We start from the raw sequence: 14,613 nt of genomic DNA on the forward strand, positions 1-14,613 counted from the left end.
CAAGCCCATTGTCAATGGGCCATTTTGGCAATGGCGTCAATTTTTGGCGTGTGGTTGGCCAGAAAAACTGCCGCCAGGACGAGTGCCCCGCCCATGAGTTGCAGGACTGTAAGGGTTTCTCCAAGCAATATCCATGCGGCGCAGGCAGTTACCAGCGGGATGCCGTTGATGCAGACGGCGGCCCGCGCCGCGGCAATTCTGGTCAGGGCATAATTATAGCAAATAAATGCGCCGATCGTGGCAAAAACCGTCAAAACGATCAGAGCAATGAGGGATTCCCTGGAGACTGCCCGCCAGTTGAGCTGGGGAAGATCCCAGAGAAAGAGGGGGAAGAAAAGCAGGGCACCGAAAATAATCTGCATGCCGGTAATCTGCAGCGAGGAGAGTGATTCGCCTAGTTTCCGGGTCATGATCATATAGACCGAGGCGGCGAGGACCGCACCGAAAATCAGCATATCGCCGAAGATCATGCCGTGCAGCGCCGTTTGCACCCGGCCGCCGAAAACGAGCATCGCCACTCCGGTGAGCGAGCAGACAATGCCGAGCATATTGATGGGGCGGAGCCGTTCTTTTAAAAAGAGTGCGGAAAGCATCAGGACGACAATGGGAATAGTGGCGATGATCAAGGATGTCTTCGTCGCCGAGGTGTACTGCAGGCCAAAAGTCTCAAAGAGAAAGTAGAGACCGGGCTGCATGAGGGCCAGCAGCAGGAGGGATTGACAGGTTTTTCGGGTAAGTGTCGGGAAGCCGGTACGCCAGAGCAGGATAATGAAAAAAATCGCCGCGGTAAAAAAGCGAAAGAAAATGAGACAGAAAGGGGAAAAGCTCTGCAGGGCAATCTTGGTGACGACAAAAGACAGTCCCCAGAAGAGAACCGCCGTTGCCAGAGCCAGGTATGTCAGAAGTGAATTTTCAGTTTGCATCGGTGGGTAGCCTGCCGGGAAGAAAGAAGGGGCATATGATTTAAATAGAAGCACAAATTATGTCAAATTTCTGAACTTAAACGATCTGCGCCGAAATATCTCGCAGGGAATGGCAGGGAAGATAAAAAGAGACTTTATTGTAAGCGGGCAAGGGCGGCTATAAAGATTTCTTATATAGAAATGTTCGAAATCATGGTAATAAGCGTAGTGCTGAGAATATCCTTGAGATTTGTTCTGGAGTTTGTTACGCAAGGAAGTTGTGGATATCTGGTTAGTTAGTGTGCACGGGGTATTTCAGGGGATGTCCTTCTATTTCATAAACAAAAAAGGAGATGAAGATGAAAAAAATGTCATTATTCTTGGCCGTTGCACTGGCTGTGATGCTCACCCTTTCCACTGGGAGTGTCTTTGCAACAGATACCCTGGCGGAGATCCAGAAGCGGGGAACCCTGCGCGTCGGAATGGAGCCTGGCTATATGCCTTTTGAGTTAACCAACAAAAAAGGCGAAATTATAGGTTTTGATGTCGATATGGCCAAAAGAATGGCCAAAGCCATGAAAGTCGAGCTGGAACTGGTTTCTACTGCCTGGGATGGCATTATTCCGGCTCTGCTGACCAATAAGTTTGATATCCTCATGTCCGGGATGACCCTCACCCAGGAAAGAAATCTGACCGTCAATTTTGCCACCCCGTATATTCTTATCGGCCAGTCGGTCCTGCTGAAAAAAGAACTGGCCGATGAGGTCAAATCATACAGTGATCTGAACAATGCCAAATATACCATCGCCTCTAAACTCGGTACCACCGGTGAGCAGGCTACTAAACGCATGATTCCTAATGCCAAATATATCTCTTACGAGACCGAGCAGGAAGGCGTCATGGAACTCGCCAACGGCAAGATTGATGCATTTATTTACGATCTGCCGTTCAATGCCATCGCTCAGGCCCAAAAAGGGGAAGGAAAATTTGTTCATCTTGACGAACCTTTCACCAAAGAACCTCTTGCCTGGGCTATTCGCCGCGGAGATCCCGATTTCTTGAACTGGTTAAATAACTTCATGAGCCAGATCAAATACGACGGCGTCTATGACAAGATTTATGACAAGTGGTTTCATGATGATGCCTGGTTGAAAGAGATCCAGTAAAAAAAAGGAAGCGCAATTTTGAAAGCCAGAGATAAGACATGGCCCTGGAAACTGCTCCTGGTGGCCATCCTGCTTGGGGTGGCCGCCGGTACCTGGGGTGCAATTAAAAAAATTGATTATAAGTGGCGATGGAATCGGGTGCCGCAGTATTTTTTTTACCTCGCGGATGATGTACAAAAGATTCCTTTTGACGGCAAGGTGGGGTCCGTTGTCAAGAATGGGGCGACCGCTCGAGTTACCTTGATCTCCGAGACATCTGAAGAAAAAATTATCAAAGTTGTATCGGACAGCCTGAAGGTGTCTGAAGGCGAGGAGCTATTCGAAGGTGATATCGTCGGTTTTGAAAAAAACTGGCGACTTGGTCCCCTTATGGTCGGCTTATGGACGACGCTCTGGCTTTCGGCTATTTCCAGTTTTTTTGCCCTCTTTCTCGGGCTTTTTACCGGCATTGCCAGGGTTTCGAAAAATATTACCCTCCGCGGCCTGGCGATGATCTACGTGGAATGTATCCGTGGAACGCCTCTGCTGGTACAGATTTTTATCGCGTATTTTTTCCTCGGTACAGTCTTTAATCTCAGCCGCAATGTCTGTGGTATCGGGGCGCTGGCGCTTTTTGCCGGGGCCTATGTCGCGGAGATTGTTCGTGCGGGGGTGCAGAGTATCCCAAAAGGGCAGATGGAGGCCTCCAGGTCGCTTGGCATGACTGCCTTCCAGACCATGAGGGATATCATTCTGCCCCAGGCCTTTAAAAAAATCCTGCCGCCGTTGTCCGGACAGTTTATCAGCCTGATCAAGGATTCTTCATTGGTTTCGGTTATTGCCATAACCGATCTGACAAAATCGGGACGGGAAATTATTACCTCGACCTTTGCCACCTTCGAAGTCTGGCTTGTCGTCGCGGCGATGTATCTCCTGGTGACTTCAGTGCTGTCACAACTTGTTTACTATATGGAACGGAGGCTTGCCGTCAGTGATTAAAGCCGTAAACGTTGTGAAAATTTTTGATGGCCGTTCGGGTGTCGTCCGGGCCGTCGACGGGGTGTCGACAGAAGTGGCAAGAGGGGAGGTGGTTGTCGTTATCGGTCCCTCCGGCTCCGGTAAATCGACCTTTCTCCGCTGCATAAATGGCCTGGAGACCTTTACCGAGGGGCACATTATAATAGATGGTGTCGACCTCGCCGACAAAAAGACCAACATCAATAAAGTGCGCGCCGAAGTTGGCATGGTCTTTCAGCAGTTCAACCTGTTTCCCCATAAGACGGTGCTGGAAAACCTTACCCTGGCCCAGTGTCGCGTTCGAAAACGCAGCAAAAAAGTGGCCGAGGAAAAGGCCCAGGCACTGTTGAAGAAAGTTGGTATCCCGGAAAAAGCCTCGGAGTATCCATCACGGCTTTCCGGCGGACAGCAGCAGCGTGTGGCGATTGCCAGGGCACTGGCCATGGATCCGAAGGTTATGCTCTTTGATGAGCCAACCTCGGCCCTTGATCCGGAAATGGTCGGCGAGGTGCTCGATGTCATGAAACAGCTTGCCCGGGAAGGGATGACCATGATCGTCGTTACCCATGAAATGGGTTTTGCCCGTGAAGTGGCCGACCGGGTTATCTTTATGGATGAAGGCAAGGTGGTCGAAGTGGGAACTCCTGAGCATTTCTTTACCAATCCCAAGGAAGAAAGGGCAAAGCTGTTCTTGAAACAGGTTCTTTAAATGCAGGCTTTGCTGTCAAGCGTCAGCCACAGGTTGTAAGAGAAGGAAGCACTATGTCGGCACAGGAAAAATACAAAAAAACATACCCGATTTCCTGGGATCAACTGCATCGGGATTCCAAGGCGCTGGCCTGGCGACTGTTGCATTTAGCTGATTTCAAGGGAATAATCGCCATCACTCGTGGCGGCATGGTTCCGGCCGCGATCATCGCCAGGGAGCTTGATATCCGCTTGATTGATACCATCTGTCTATCCAGTTATGACTGGAAAAACAGAAAGGGCGAAGTGGATACCTTGAAGACTTTTGAAGGGGACGGGGCGGGGTGGCTGCTCCTTGACGACCTCGTTGATACCGGGCGTACCGCCCAGGTAGTCCGGGAAATTGTGCCGAAGGCCCATTTTGCCACGGTGTATGCAAAACCCGCCGGTCGTCCTCTTGTCGATACTTTTATCACCGAGGTGAGTCAGGATACCTGGATTCTCTTTCCCTGGGATACCGAATCCCAGTTTGTTGTCCCGCTCGCAGACAGGGAAAAAGGTGACAAGTAAGACGGGCAGCAGGAAGCAGCGCGTAAAAATCTGGGAATACACCAATGGAAAAAAAATTTGATTACTGGCAGGATCATTCCGAACAATTCCTGGTCATGGCCAATCTCTGGGACAGGAGGATGGAGACGGCAAATGCCGCTGGTGTCGGCAGAAAGACCGGGGACTGCGGGGATACCATCACCATGTATCTGTCGGTAAAAGAAGGGATCATAGAGCGGCTGACTTTTATCTTGGACGGCTGTACCAATACTAATGCCTGCTCGAATGCCGTGGCCGTTCTTGTCGAAGGAAAACCATTGGAGCAAGGCTGGGAGCTTACGCCGGCCGCGGTCATCGAGTTTCTTGAAACCTTGCCGGAAGATCATCACCATTGTGCCGAACTGGCCGTTGGCACGCTCTATCTGGCGCTGGCCGATTGCGCAAAAGGACATTCTCGGACAGCTTCTTAATGTATTGGCCCGGAAGATGCCGGTGTCCATTCGAGTATTTGTCCCTGGCCGTAGGCATTCTTAATGATATACTCGGCAAAGTGATAGTCAAGATCACCATCGGCTGGTCCGGCATAGGCGGCGAGGAACAGCTCGGCCATTTCCATGACGACTGCTGCAAAGGGGCCGCTGACGACCATATTGTCTATGGTATGTTCACCCAGGTTGTGCACGCTGAATCTGACCATCGCCTTCTCTCCTGCAGAGTTGTTTGTGTTGTAATGTCGCATGTCCCATGCGCTTCAGGCTATCAGGTTGATGCCGCTGGCATCCGATTTTTTGGCCAGATCGTTGAGATGGGCCCGCTGCACGGACGCGACCAGAGATGCGACCACCGCAGCCAGTGTTCGCGTTGCCAGGTCGAACTCGACGCCGCAGACATATTCGATGCCGCCTCGCTTTCGCACCTTGGAGAGGTGTCTGACCGTTCCATCAAGCATTGTCTGGAGTTCATCCTTGATATAAAGTTTCAGGGTAAGCGTCTTTTCCATGGGAAACATTTTCTGTTCTTCCTTGCTCACGGTAAAGGCCATTCCCTTATTGCTGATATCAACAGGTCTTGTTTCCAGCTCCGAGAGTTCTTCGTCAAGGTCAACAGTGACGATGAAATTCAGGCTTTCCGGGACTTTTGCCCGAAACTCCCGGGCATTGTAGACCTTTCTTGCCAGTGTGGGGTAGGCCAGTTTCAGCACAGGAAGATCGCCGACCGTGGTCAGCTCCAGAAAGGTCGTGGCAAGTTCCACGGCGTAGGTGTTGGTAAACATACGCAAAACGATGGAGCGGGAATGGCGAAGGTGCAGGTTACCGAGCCCTGGTTCCAGGGGCAAGGTGATAATATGGCGCATTACCTTTAAATAATTGCCTTGGCTGTACTCGTCTTCCTCCGGCAGAACAGAACCCTCCTCAGCATCCTCTTCGTCTTCCTTTACGTCGGGCAGATCGTCTTTCAGCCTGGAAAAATAGGTGCGCGGTAAGCTGTCGAGCTCAATCTCCAGCACCTTTTCGTCGAACAGGGCGGTCTGCAAAAAAGGCAGAATTGCCTCCTTTGTGCTGAGGATATCCCCTTTTTCCAGTGCCAGTTCTACCTCGGCGAGCGGGAAGGTCTCTGCTGGAAAAAACTGGTGCAGTCGCTGCTTTATGTCGTCAGTCATTGTTGCCAAAGGATGCAGATAGCTTTAACAGAGGAAAAATTAAGTAACAATTAAGAAAATCCTCTTGTGAATGTAAGGCAGCTGGAGTGAAAATGGAAGATATCTTTTGGCATTTTGCCATTCAGGTATGGTCGCAAAAAAGAGAAACTGGAAATTAACAAGAAGTGGGGCTACGTTTTTTGTGATTGGGTAGTTATTTTTCACTTATTTTTGTATATGATGAGGCTTGCATTGCCATGGTATTGATTGGCCTCAGGAGAACCAAAGAGAATATGAAACAGCTAACCACCCCACGTATGGATCAGTGCATCGGTTGCCAGTCATGCTCGCTGGCCTGCGCACGTTTGGTGCACAAAAGGATTTCCTGGAATACCGCGGGGATTCGCATTCAATCTTCCGGCGGGGTGTCCACCGGTTTTATCGCCAACAGGTGTCTGGCCTGTGATCCTCCGCCCTGCGCCGAGGTTTGCCCGACCGGTGCCTATACAAAACGGCCCGGAGGCGGGGTTATCGTCAAGAAAAAATTGTGCATTCAGTGCGGAAAATGTGTCGATGCCTGTCCGGTGGACGCCATTTACCAGGATCGCATGGGTGATGTCTATGTCTGTATCCATTGTGGCCGATGTGTACCATTCTGCCCGCAGAATTGCCTGGAAATGGTTGAAAGCAGCAGTATTGAAGAGGTGGTCGTATGATAAGAGAAGAGTTTCGTATTCTCTTGATAGATACTACGGTCGGCAAAGGAAAAGTCGTCCAGCTCGACGGTCGCAACGAGGTGGCCGGAGGGAGCGGCCTTGCGGCCCTGCTCTATGTCAAATACGGTCAACCGGAGCTCCCCTGGAACGATCCGGCCCAGCCCCTGATCTTTGCCATTGGTCCCTTGACCGGTTTATTCCCGTTGATGAGCAAGATGGTCTGTTCGTTCAAATCGAATTATCATGGCGAATACACCGAAAGTCATGCAGGAGGGCGCGCCGCACTCTCCCTGCGTTTCTCTGATTATGATGCCCTGGTTCTTGTCGGCAGGGCAAAAAAGCTCAGCTGTCTGAGTATCGGCGCGAATCATCTGCAGCTGAGAGATGCGACCTTTCTCCGGGGCATGGACGCGGAAAGTTCCGGAAAACTCATCCGGCGGATGTTTAAGGGCGGCAGCGGTCACCGTTCGATCATGCGCATCGGTCCTTCCGGCGAGCTTGGTTCCGCCATGGCCTGTATCAATGTCGACACCTACCGTCATTTCGGTCGAATGGGCGGCGGGGCGGCGATGGGCGCTAAAAACATCAAAGCCATCGTCATCCAGGGAGAAAGTGATTTTACCCTTCCAGTTGGAAAAGAGTATTCCAGCCTGTATGAGGAGATCTATAAAAAAGTCACCTCCACCGACATGATGCGCAAATATCATAATCTCGGAACGGCGGCGAATCTGCAGGGGCTCAATGATATAGCATCGTTGCCCTGGAGAAATCTGCAGCGGACCAGTGACCCGGGCATCGCGACAATTACCGGCAACAGCTTTGCCGACCAGACGCTTCTGCGTAACGGCGCCTGTTCCGGCTGTCCGGTCGGCTGCATCCACATTGGCTTTATCCGGGAAAAGATGGTCGAGGACAACCGCTATCATTATCACCAGGTGGCCTATGACTACGAACCGATCTTTGCCGCCGGGACCATGCTGGGCGTGACCAATAGTTTCGATGTGCTGCGCATCCTTGAGGTCATGGAAAAGGTCGGCCTCGATGCGATGTCCGGCGGGGTCGCCCTTGGCTGGGCGACGGAGGCCATCGAACAGGGGTTGCTTTCCGAGAAAGAAACCCTCGTGCCCCTGGCGTTTGGCGATGCTGCAGCCTACCAGCAGGCGGCGAGGCATCTCGGCCGGGGCAGCAACGACTTTTATCGTCTGCTCGGACAGGGAACGCTGAAGGCGTCTGCAGTGTATGGCGGCGGCGACTTTGCCTGTGTACTCGGCCAGGAGATGGCCGGATACGCCACCGGTGAGCTGTTCTTTGCCGCGCAGACCCTCGGTTTCCGGCATTCCCATCTGGACACCGGGGCCTACAGCTATGACCAAAAGAATAAGGACCAGGATGTGACGCGCGCGGTTGATTTTCTCCTCGCCGATGAGCCGGGCCGGGCGTTTCTTACCTCGATGGTCGGCTGTCTCTTTGCCCGATCCGTCTATAGCGAAGAACAGCTGGCAGAGTGTCTGCGGACTGTCGGCTTCGATACCTTGTCCGGATCGATTGGTAAGGTCGCCGAGCATATTCGCACCCTGCGCTGGCAGGTGCGGGCCCAGACCGGCTTTAATCCGGATAATTTTTCCATTCCGAAACGTTTTTATCAGGTCAAGACATGGAAAGGGCAGGTCGATAAGACCTATCTTGACGACCTTAAAAAAGAGTACGGCAGAAGGATTCAGACAATTATTGCTGCCGGTTGAGTGGCAGCAGACTGTGACCTCGTAATCTTTATAAGAAAAAAGGCAGCATCCCGTCAAGCGGGAAGCTGCCTTTTGTTGTTGAATATGTTGAACTGTGACAGTGGTACAGGCAGTGTTACAGCAGGTCGGCAATAGCCTCTTTCTCGGAGAGCAGCTCCGCTTCGGTCGCGGTCATCATTTTACGGGAGAAATCGCTGATTTCCAGACCCTTGATCTCTTTCCATTCGCCGTTTTCGCAGGTGATGGGCAGAGCGTACATGATGTCCTCATTGATGCCGTAGCTGTTGCCGGCACTGAAGACGCCCATGCTGACCCAGTCGCCATTTGACCCGAGAGCCCAGTCACGCATATGATCGACGGCGGAAGACGCCGCGGAAGCGGCACTGGAGGCGCCGCGAGCCTTGATGATGGCCGCGCCGCGCTGCTGAACCGTCGGAATGAATTCCTTGACATACCAGTCGTTGTCCACTTTGTCTTTCACGGGAACGCCATCCACCGTTGCATAGCTGATGTCAGGAAACTGGGTGGCGGAATGGTTGCCCCAGACGACCATTTTTTCCACCTTGGTGGAATGGCTGCCGGTTTTTGTGGCGATCTGCGACAGAGAACGGTTGTGGTCAAGACGCATCATCGAGGTGAAATTGCGGGGATTGAGATCCGGGGCATTTTTCATGGCGATGAAGGCATTGGTGTTGGCGGGGTTGCCGACAACCAGCACTTTGACGTTACGGCTGGCGTGGTCGTTGAGCGCCTTGCCCTGAACGGTGAAGATGGCGCCGTTTGCTTTGAGCAGGTCTGAGCGCTCCATGCCGGGACCACGTGGTCGTGAGCCGACCAGAAGCGCGTAGTCGGCGTCTTTGAAGGCAACATTCGGATCGTCGGTGGGGATGATACCGGCAACCAGAGGAAAGGCGCAGTCGTTGATTTCCATGACCACGCCGGCCAGGGCACCCATCGCCGGTGGGATTTCGAGGAGCTGCAGAATGACCGGCTGGTCTTTTCCGAGCATATCACCCGATGCGACACGGAAGATAAGGGAATAGCTGATTTGTCCGGCGGCACCGGTGATTGCGACACGTACTGGGGTTTTCATTTGGTTCTCCTTGGCAAAAAGTATCGGATTATACCACAAAAACGTCTTGTTACGCACAAAACAGAGGCAAGATACCATAATGTCCGGCAGGAATCCAGTTCAAGGAGCGAATCCGCCAGGATTTTCATATCAGTAGTGCTGATATGAAATATAAGAAATTAACTGTTTCGAGTGGTGATCTTGCCGTAACCGCCGCCGCCCGGAGTCTTGATGATGAAAATGTCATTGGACGACAAATAAACCTCATCGTTGCCGGATTTTTCCCATCGCCTCTTCATAATTGATCAATATCCGACAATGCTAATTAGCAAGGAAAATAGAGAATAATAAGAAATCGTCCATGCAATCCATTTTCAATGGATGGGCTTGAACGATTGTGGCAAGAACGGTGTAAAATCAATTTCAAATTCTCACGACACACTCGGGATAGAGCTCAGCAAAGCGCCGAATTGAGATATTCTCGTTGTCTGCTGCACATTGATGCTGCAAATCTCTTACATCATCAATCAAGTCTATTATTATCTTTAGATTGTCGACTATTCTCTTTTGTCCCTTTTTGAGGGCATAGGCGGTTTCAAGATCTGTACGCTGAAAGCGTATAATGTTGCCAGGTATGGCCTGTCCGATCAAATCCAGATCGGACGATATTATAGTGGCTATCTTCGTATACCCACCCACAGTTTGCTCGGTCAAGAGGATAATGGGTTGGCCGTTTGGTGGAATTTGTACCCCACCGGGAACATTTGATTCGGAGATAATGCTCACGGGTTTGCTTGGTTTTTGGCGTATGGTTGGACCGTTGAGACGATATCCTGCCCGGTTGGCCTCATGGCTTACATGAAACTCGGAATTAAAAAATTTATCTAAATCTTCATCGAAATAATCGTCCTGGGGCCCAGGGATTGCCCGGAGAATTATCTCCTCGGAGTATATTGGTACAAGCTCCCTGGGGATTCTCCTGGGTTTATCCAACATTTTTCCAACACCCCGGGGGATACTGTCCCCCTTTTGCAAGGCTCGGCCATGCAAACCACCCAACCCAGCCCCCACATAACAGGATCGACTGCCCATAATCAGGGGAACCTCTATTCCGCCGGTTACCGCCAGATAGCTACGGCATCCTGATTGTACCTGCCCTAATTCCAAAACATCTCCAACCTTAACCCTAAATGACCTCCAGCTTTCCATTTCTTCACCATTGAGGTGAATAGGCATGCTCGCCCCGGTGACTACCACATATGCAATGTCCAGACAAAGCAGCGTCGGACCGATTACGGTACACTCAAGGACGGCCGAATCATCCCCATTGCCGACCAGGATATTTGCTATAGCAGCGGAAAAGGAATCCATCACCCCGTTGACTGGGACCCCATATTTCTGATAGCCGAAACGTCCTTTATCCTGGACTGTAGTAAATAGCCCGGGAGAGATGACTTTAAAAAGGGTGTACGATGTAGTCTTCATTTCTGTTCTCGTCTTCAATCGGGAGGGGAGGTTCACAGGTGCATTGGGCAAAGTTCAATACCCTCTTCTTCCAGACCTGTTCGAATTCTCTTTACCATCTGCACTGCATGCGGATTGTCTCCATGGACGCAAAGCGTCTGCGCTTCCAACTCAATCGATTCGCCATTGTTGGCCTCAACACAACCTTCTGTCGCGATTTTAAGAGCTCTTCTGACCACCTCATCGGGATCGGTGATTACCGCTCCTTCCTGTTGGCGGGGTGCCAAGGCTCCTTCCGGTGTATATGCCCGGTCAGGAAAAGCTTCATGGGCAATTCGCAATCCTAACTCTTGGCCGATTCGTGCCATCATTTGCCCTTTCTTCCCGGCCAGGGTGACAAAGATCAGGTTGCTGTTGACCTTGGAGATCGCTTCGACCACTGCGATAGCGGTCTCCTCGCTTTCAACCGCAGTATTGTATAAACTGCCATGCGGCTTGACATGGGTGAGGGAGGTACCGTTGGCTCGGCAAAATGCTTCCAGAGCGCCTATCTGATAGATAAGATAACACATGAGTTCATCCCTGTTCAACTTCATGGCCCTTCTGCCAAAGCCTAGGAGATCTGGGTATCCAGGATGAGCCCCGCAATTAATGCCATATTTAGCAGCCAATCGGACGGTATTATTCATCACGATAGGGTCCCCAGCATGCCATCCGCAGGCGATATTTGCAGAGGTAATAAATGGCATCACTGCCTCATCCATTCCTAGTTTATAGACACCGAAACTTTCGCCCAGGTCACAGTTCAGATCCATCGTTTTTTTATCCATTTCGTACCATCCAGATGAGTTGAGTTAATCCAGTTTAAAAGGGCGGATCACACTCGAAACATACGGTTCAACCTTCCCTCGTGATACTGTAATACTCCTTTTCGCTTACAGGCTTGAATTTAAGTATATTTCCGGCAGCAAGCAGGAAGGGGTCGTCCCGTTTTTCATCGAACAGCTTCATGGGGGTTCGGCCGATTAATTGCCAGCCGCCAGGACTGTCTACAGGATACACTCCGGTCTGACCGTTGGCGATACCCACCGATCCTGCCGGAACCTTTTTCCTAGGTGATTCCTGCCGGGGAGTATGCAACGTCTCCGGTAAACCACCGAGAAAAGGAAATCCAGGCGAAAAACCAAGCATATAGACAAAATAGTCGGGTTGGGAATGCAATAGGATGACATCTTTCTCCGAAAGACTGTGACTTTTTGCCACATAAGCAAGATCCGGCCCGAATTCACCACCGTAACACACGGGAAGTTCGATGATTTGCGGGGCTGGTAAAGAAGATTCTCCAACCTTTTGATAGAGATCGACAAGCTTGTCCTGTAGTTGTCCGAACGAGATAAGAAGTGGGTTGTAGATAAATGTTATAGATCGATAGGCTGGCAGGTATTCCACGATCCCGTTAATTGTTAACCCCTCCAGGACGAGCAGCATCGCCTTTATCCGTTGATGGATATGTGGCGAGATCCCTTCACCGAATTCCATCATCAATCCTTGGTCACCGGCGATTCGAAAAATCGGTTTCTCATACAATTTAGAAATCATCGCTCACCTGTTGATATTAATTGTATTCCTACCCTTCCCTCCTTTTTAAAAGGGAAAGGAAAGAAAATCCCAAGTGTTCAGCTTTCGAGGCTATGAGTGAGAGAGTTTGTTCAATCTCAGCTCTATTGGTCCTCAATAAAATTGCGTTTGGAAAAAACAGAAAACCCGTAATGTGGATGACCTTATATCTGAAATTGTGTCTTTGTTCCACCCCCTGATCATGTTGTTTAACATATAGAAAATACATATGAAAATAAGACTATAGAGCAGGGAAGTAATGTGTAATAATTATATGTAGACAAAAATTTTATTAATTTGTAGTATTTGTAAAGTTATTATGGAATGTCAATACCATTATTTACATTGGTGATGTTTTTTTAAGATTATTGTCACATTGCATGTTGGGGGCGTAGTCGAAGTATCTAAAAATTATAAAATACCATCAGGAGGATTTGGGTATGAATGTTCGCAAGAATGCTTTGACCGTGTTGACTGGAATTGCAGTTGGTTTAGGGATGTCAGTGGGGGCTATGGCCGCCAGCTGGGATATGCCTACCCCCTATCCGGATAAGACCTTTCATACCGAGAACATCGCTATCTTTGCCGAGGATGTTGCCAAGGCAACGGGCGGGGAACTGACAATCAAGATACATTCCGCCGGTTCCTTGTTTAAGCATCCCGAAATCAAAAATGCCGTACGTGGCGGGCAGGTACCGATCGGCGAGTTTTTTGTCTCCCTGCTTTCCAATGAACAGGCGGTTTTTGGTGCCGATTCCCAGCCGTTTCTGGCGACGAACTACGATGAGGCCAAAAAGCTCTGGGATGCCCAGAAGCCGATTATTACCACGCTGCTCGACAAACAGGGGCTGATGCCGCTTTTTTCCGTACCCTGGCCACCGCAGGGACTGTATACCAAAAAAGCCATTAATACGGTTGATGACCTGAAGGGCATTAAATTCAGGGCCTATAACGCCACTCTGGAACTCTTCGCCAACAAGATCGGCGCCGCACCGACCCAGGTTGAAGTGCCGGATATTCCCCAGGCATTTGCCACCAGCCAGGTTGAGGCGATGATCACCTCCCCGTCCACCGGAGCCAATTCCAAGGCTTGGGACTTCGTTAGCCACTACACCGATATCCAGGCCTGGCTGCCGAAAAATATCGTGGTGGTAAACAAAAAGGCCTTCAGAAAGCTGGATAAGAAAACCCAGGAGGCCGTTCTGACAGCAGCCAAAGCGGCAGAAGAACGAGGCTGGGAAATGAGTGAAAAAGAGACCGTTGAACAGACTGCCATCCTTAAAGAAAATGGTATCACGGTAGTGACTCCAAGTGTTGAACTTATGGATGGCTTAAAAGAGATTGGCACCTTGGTTTTGGAACCATGGAAAAAAGATGCCGGTCCTGAAGGTGCGGCACTTCTTGAAGCTTATCAGGCAAAGTAAGGTCCACGGCTGATTCCGGTTAATTCAGGTTAGCTGAAGAACTTCGGCCGTTGCAACTTTCTACGGTGACGGTCGGTAAAGGGGGGATATGCGCAGGTTTCTGAACGTTCTCTATAAGACAAGTTTCTGGCTTGGTGCAGGCTGTATCGCTTTGATCTCTTTGCTGGTGGTCTGCCAGGTCTTGCTCAATTTAGTTGATCGACTCAGCAGTCTTCTGACCGGTAGTGCTATCGGTCTTACTATTCCTTCCTACTCCGATTTTACCGGCTTTCTTCTGGCCGCAGCCTCCTTTTTGTCCCTGGCCTATACCTTGCGGGAAGGCGCACATATCAGGGTTGTCTTACTGGTCAGTCGTTTACCAAAGAAAATTCACAGTCTGGTAGAAATCTGGTGCATCGGTTTTGGATTGGTTATAACCCTCTATTTTACCAAGTATACTGCCATGCTGACTTATGACTCTTATGCCTACAATGATCTGTCATCGGGAATGATTGCGGTGCCTATCTGGATACCCCAGACTGCTATGCTTGTTGGTCTTGTGGTCCTCTCCGTGGCTCTCGTCGATGAGCTGGTTGCTGTATGCCGTGGATATAACCCGAGCTACACTGGAAAGGGAGAAAAGCTCCTTGACAGTTAAAC

General features: G+C 50.4%; 17 protein-coding genes. 10 read left to right on the forward strand and 7 right to left on the reverse strand.

The features are described from left to right. Positions 1–11: 11 nt before the first annotated feature. Positions 12–923: a DMT family transporter gene (locus tag ACYQ8U_RS02065; protein ID WP_459943851.1), complete on the reverse strand. Its 912-nt coding sequence runs from the start codon at positions 921–923 to the stop codon at positions 12–14. Positions 924–1,261: 338 nt separating this feature from the next. Here ACYQ8U_RS02065 and ACYQ8U_RS02070 point away from each other — a divergent pair, with 338 nt between their 5' ends. Genes ACYQ8U_RS02070 through ACYQ8U_RS02090 form a run of 5 tightly spaced genes read left to right on the forward strand, consistent with a single transcriptional unit; the run spans position 1,262 to position 4,770 of the window. After that, entirely contained in the window at positions 1,262–2,068 is an 807-nt protein-coding gene (locus ACYQ8U_RS02070; RefSeq protein ID WP_459943852.1) for a transporter substrate-binding domain-containing protein, read from the forward strand. A gap of 15 nt (positions 2,069–2,083) precedes the next feature. Beyond that, the gene (locus ACYQ8U_RS02075; RefSeq protein ID WP_459944093.1) at positions 2,084–3,046 is read left to right on the forward strand and encodes an amino acid ABC transporter permease; all 963 of its coding nucleotides are present in this window, start codon (positions 2,084–2,086) and stop codon (positions 3,044–3,046) included. Continuing rightward, complete coding sequence (locus ACYQ8U_RS02080; RefSeq protein ID WP_459943853.1) at positions 3,039–3,773, forward strand: amino acid ABC transporter ATP-binding protein; 735 nt, start codon at positions 3,039–3,041, stop codon at positions 3,771–3,773. Before ACYQ8U_RS02075 ends, ACYQ8U_RS02080 begins: the two co-directional genes overlap by 8 nt. 53 nt (positions 3,774–3,826) lie before the next feature. Then, entirely contained in the window at positions 3,827–4,321 is a 495-nt protein-coding gene (gpt, locus tag ACYQ8U_RS02085; RefSeq protein ID WP_459943854.1) for a xanthine phosphoribosyltransferase, read from the forward strand. A 44-nt stretch (positions 4,322–4,365) separates the two neighbouring features. Next, positions 4,366–4,770, forward strand: a complete 405-nt coding sequence (locus ACYQ8U_RS02090; RefSeq protein WP_459943855.1) for an iron-sulfur cluster assembly scaffold protein — start codon at positions 4,366–4,368, stop codon at positions 4,768–4,770. On the opposite strand, the gene ACYQ8U_RS02095 is transcribed toward ACYQ8U_RS02090, so the two are convergent. Both ACYQ8U_RS02095 and ACYQ8U_RS02100 read right to left on the reverse strand, forming a co-directional pair. Beyond that, entirely contained in the window at positions 4,767–4,997 is a 231-nt protein-coding gene (locus ACYQ8U_RS02095; protein ID WP_459943856.1) for a hypothetical protein, read from the reverse strand. The genes ACYQ8U_RS02090 and ACYQ8U_RS02095 overlap by 4 nt on opposite strands. Before the next feature lie 54 nt (positions 4,998–5,051). Then, positions 5,052–5,960, reverse strand: coding sequence for a PilZ domain-containing protein (locus tag ACYQ8U_RS02100; protein WP_459943857.1), 909 nt, complete (start codon positions 5,958–5,960; stop codon positions 5,052–5,054). 272 nt (positions 5,961–6,232) lie between these two features. On the opposite strand from ACYQ8U_RS02100, the gene ACYQ8U_RS02105 reads away from it, so the two are divergent. Next, entirely contained in the window at positions 6,233–6,655 is a 423-nt protein-coding gene (locus ACYQ8U_RS02105) for a 4Fe-4S dicluster domain-containing protein (protein WP_459943858.1), read from the forward strand. Then, positions 6,652–8,397 carry an aldehyde ferredoxin oxidoreductase N-terminal domain-containing protein gene (locus ACYQ8U_RS02110; RefSeq protein ID WP_459943859.1) on the forward strand — a complete coding sequence of 582 codons (1,746 nt, stop codon included), beginning with the start codon at positions 6,652–6,654 and terminating at the stop codon, positions 8,395–8,397. Before ACYQ8U_RS02105 ends, ACYQ8U_RS02110 begins: the two co-directional genes overlap by 4 nt. 115 nt (positions 8,398–8,512) lie before the next feature. On the opposite strand, the gene ACYQ8U_RS02115 is transcribed toward ACYQ8U_RS02110, so the two are convergent. Then, positions 8,513–9,490 (reverse strand): malate dehydrogenase, encoded by a 978-nt coding sequence (locus ACYQ8U_RS02115; protein ID WP_459943860.1) that lies wholly within the window; start codon positions 9,488–9,490, stop codon positions 8,513–8,515. 143 nt (positions 9,491–9,633) lie between these two features. Here ACYQ8U_RS02115 and ACYQ8U_RS02120 point away from each other — a divergent pair, with 143 nt between their 5' ends. Beyond that, positions 9,634–9,774, forward strand: coding sequence for a hypothetical protein (locus ACYQ8U_RS02120; protein WP_459943861.1), 141 nt, complete (start codon positions 9,634–9,636; stop codon positions 9,772–9,774). A 118-nt stretch (positions 9,775–9,892) separates the two neighbouring features. Here the strand turns inward: ACYQ8U_RS02120 and ACYQ8U_RS02125 are convergent, their stop codons facing one another. From ACYQ8U_RS02125 to pxpB, 3 genes are all read right to left on the reverse strand, one after another. Beyond that, positions 9,893–10,954: a 5-oxoprolinase subunit C family protein gene (locus tag ACYQ8U_RS02125; protein ID WP_459943862.1), complete on the reverse strand. Its 1,062-nt coding sequence runs from the start codon at positions 10,952–10,954 to the stop codon at positions 9,893–9,895. A gap of 32 nt (positions 10,955–10,986) precedes the next feature. Next, complete coding sequence (locus ACYQ8U_RS02130; protein WP_459943863.1) at positions 10,987–11,763, reverse strand: LamB/YcsF family protein; 777 nt, start codon at positions 11,761–11,763, stop codon at positions 10,987–10,989. A gap of 67 nt (positions 11,764–11,830) precedes the next feature. Then, a complete protein-coding gene (gene pxpB / locus ACYQ8U_RS02135) occupies positions 11,831–12,532 on the reverse strand; it encodes a 5-oxoprolinase subunit PxpB (RefSeq protein ID WP_459943864.1) in 702 nt (233 codons plus the stop codon). 458 nt (positions 12,533–12,990) lie between these two features. Between pxpB and ACYQ8U_RS02140 the strand changes: the two genes are divergently transcribed. Both ACYQ8U_RS02140 and ACYQ8U_RS02145 read left to right on the forward strand, forming a co-directional pair. Then, complete coding sequence (locus tag ACYQ8U_RS02140; protein WP_459943865.1) at positions 12,991–13,974, forward strand: TRAP transporter substrate-binding protein; 984 nt, start codon at positions 12,991–12,993, stop codon at positions 13,972–13,974. An 88-nt stretch (positions 13,975–14,062) separates the two neighbouring features. Continuing rightward, positions 14,063–14,611: a TRAP transporter small permease gene (locus ACYQ8U_RS02145; RefSeq protein WP_459943866.1), complete on the forward strand. Its 549-nt coding sequence runs from the start codon at positions 14,063–14,065 to the stop codon at positions 14,609–14,611. The last annotated feature ends 2 nt before the right edge of the window (positions 14,612–14,613 follow it).

The organism is Desulfocastanea catecholica, from assembly GCF_054657295.1.

What these genes read in the sequence shown, in the direction of transcription:
- ACYQ8U_RS02090 (WP_459943855.1), top strand. Translation starts at nt 4,366, where the DNA reads ATGGAAAAAAAATTTGATTACTGGCAGGATCATTCCGAACAATTCCTG.
- pxpB (WP_459943864.1), bottom strand. Translation starts at nt 12,532, where the DNA reads ATGATTTCTAAATTGTATGAGAAACCGATTTTTCGAATCGCCGGTGAC.
- ACYQ8U_RS02130 (WP_459943863.1), bottom strand. Translation starts at nt 11,763, where the DNA reads ATGGATAAAAAAACGATGGATCTGAACTGTGACCTGGGCGAAAGTTTC.
- gpt (WP_459943854.1), top strand. Translation starts at nt 3,827, where the DNA reads ATGTCGGCACAGGAAAAATACAAAAAAACATACCCGATTTCCTGGGAT.
- ACYQ8U_RS02110 (WP_459943859.1), top strand. Translation starts at nt 6,652, where the DNA reads ATGATAAGAGAAGAGTTTCGTATTCTCTTGATAGATACTACGGTCGGC.
- ACYQ8U_RS02145 (WP_459943866.1), top strand. Translation starts at nt 14,063, where the DNA reads ATGCGCAGGTTTCTGAACGTTCTCTATAAGACAAGTTTCTGGCTTGGT.
- ACYQ8U_RS02140 (WP_459943865.1), top strand. Translation starts at nt 12,991, where the DNA reads ATGAATGTTCGCAAGAATGCTTTGACCGTGTTGACTGGAATTGCAGTT.
- ACYQ8U_RS02065 (WP_459943851.1), bottom strand. Translation starts at nt 923, where the DNA reads ATGCAAACTGAAAATTCACTTCTGACATACCTGGCTCTGGCAACGGCG.
- ACYQ8U_RS02070 (WP_459943852.1), top strand. Translation starts at nt 1,262, where the DNA reads ATGAAAAAAATGTCATTATTCTTGGCCGTTGCACTGGCTGTGATGCTC.
- ACYQ8U_RS02095 (WP_459943856.1), bottom strand. Translation starts at nt 4,997, where the DNA reads ATGGTCAGATTCAGCGTGCACAACCTGGGTGAACATACCATAGACAAT.
- ACYQ8U_RS02105 (WP_459943858.1), top strand. Translation starts at nt 6,233, where the DNA reads ATGAAACAGCTAACCACCCCACGTATGGATCAGTGCATCGGTTGCCAG.
- ACYQ8U_RS02115 (WP_459943860.1), bottom strand. Translation starts at nt 9,490, where the DNA reads ATGAAAACCCCAGTACGTGTCGCAATCACCGGTGCCGCCGGACAAATC.
- ACYQ8U_RS02125 (WP_459943862.1), bottom strand. Translation starts at nt 10,954, where the DNA reads ATGAAGACTACATCGTACACCCTTTTTAAAGTCATCTCTCCCGGGCTA.
- ACYQ8U_RS02100 (WP_459943857.1), bottom strand. Translation starts at nt 5,960, where the DNA reads ATGACTGACGACATAAAGCAGCGACTGCACCAGTTTTTTCCAGCAGAG.
- ACYQ8U_RS02120 (WP_459943861.1), top strand. Translation starts at nt 9,634, where the DNA reads ATGAAATATAAGAAATTAACTGTTTCGAGTGGTGATCTTGCCGTAACC.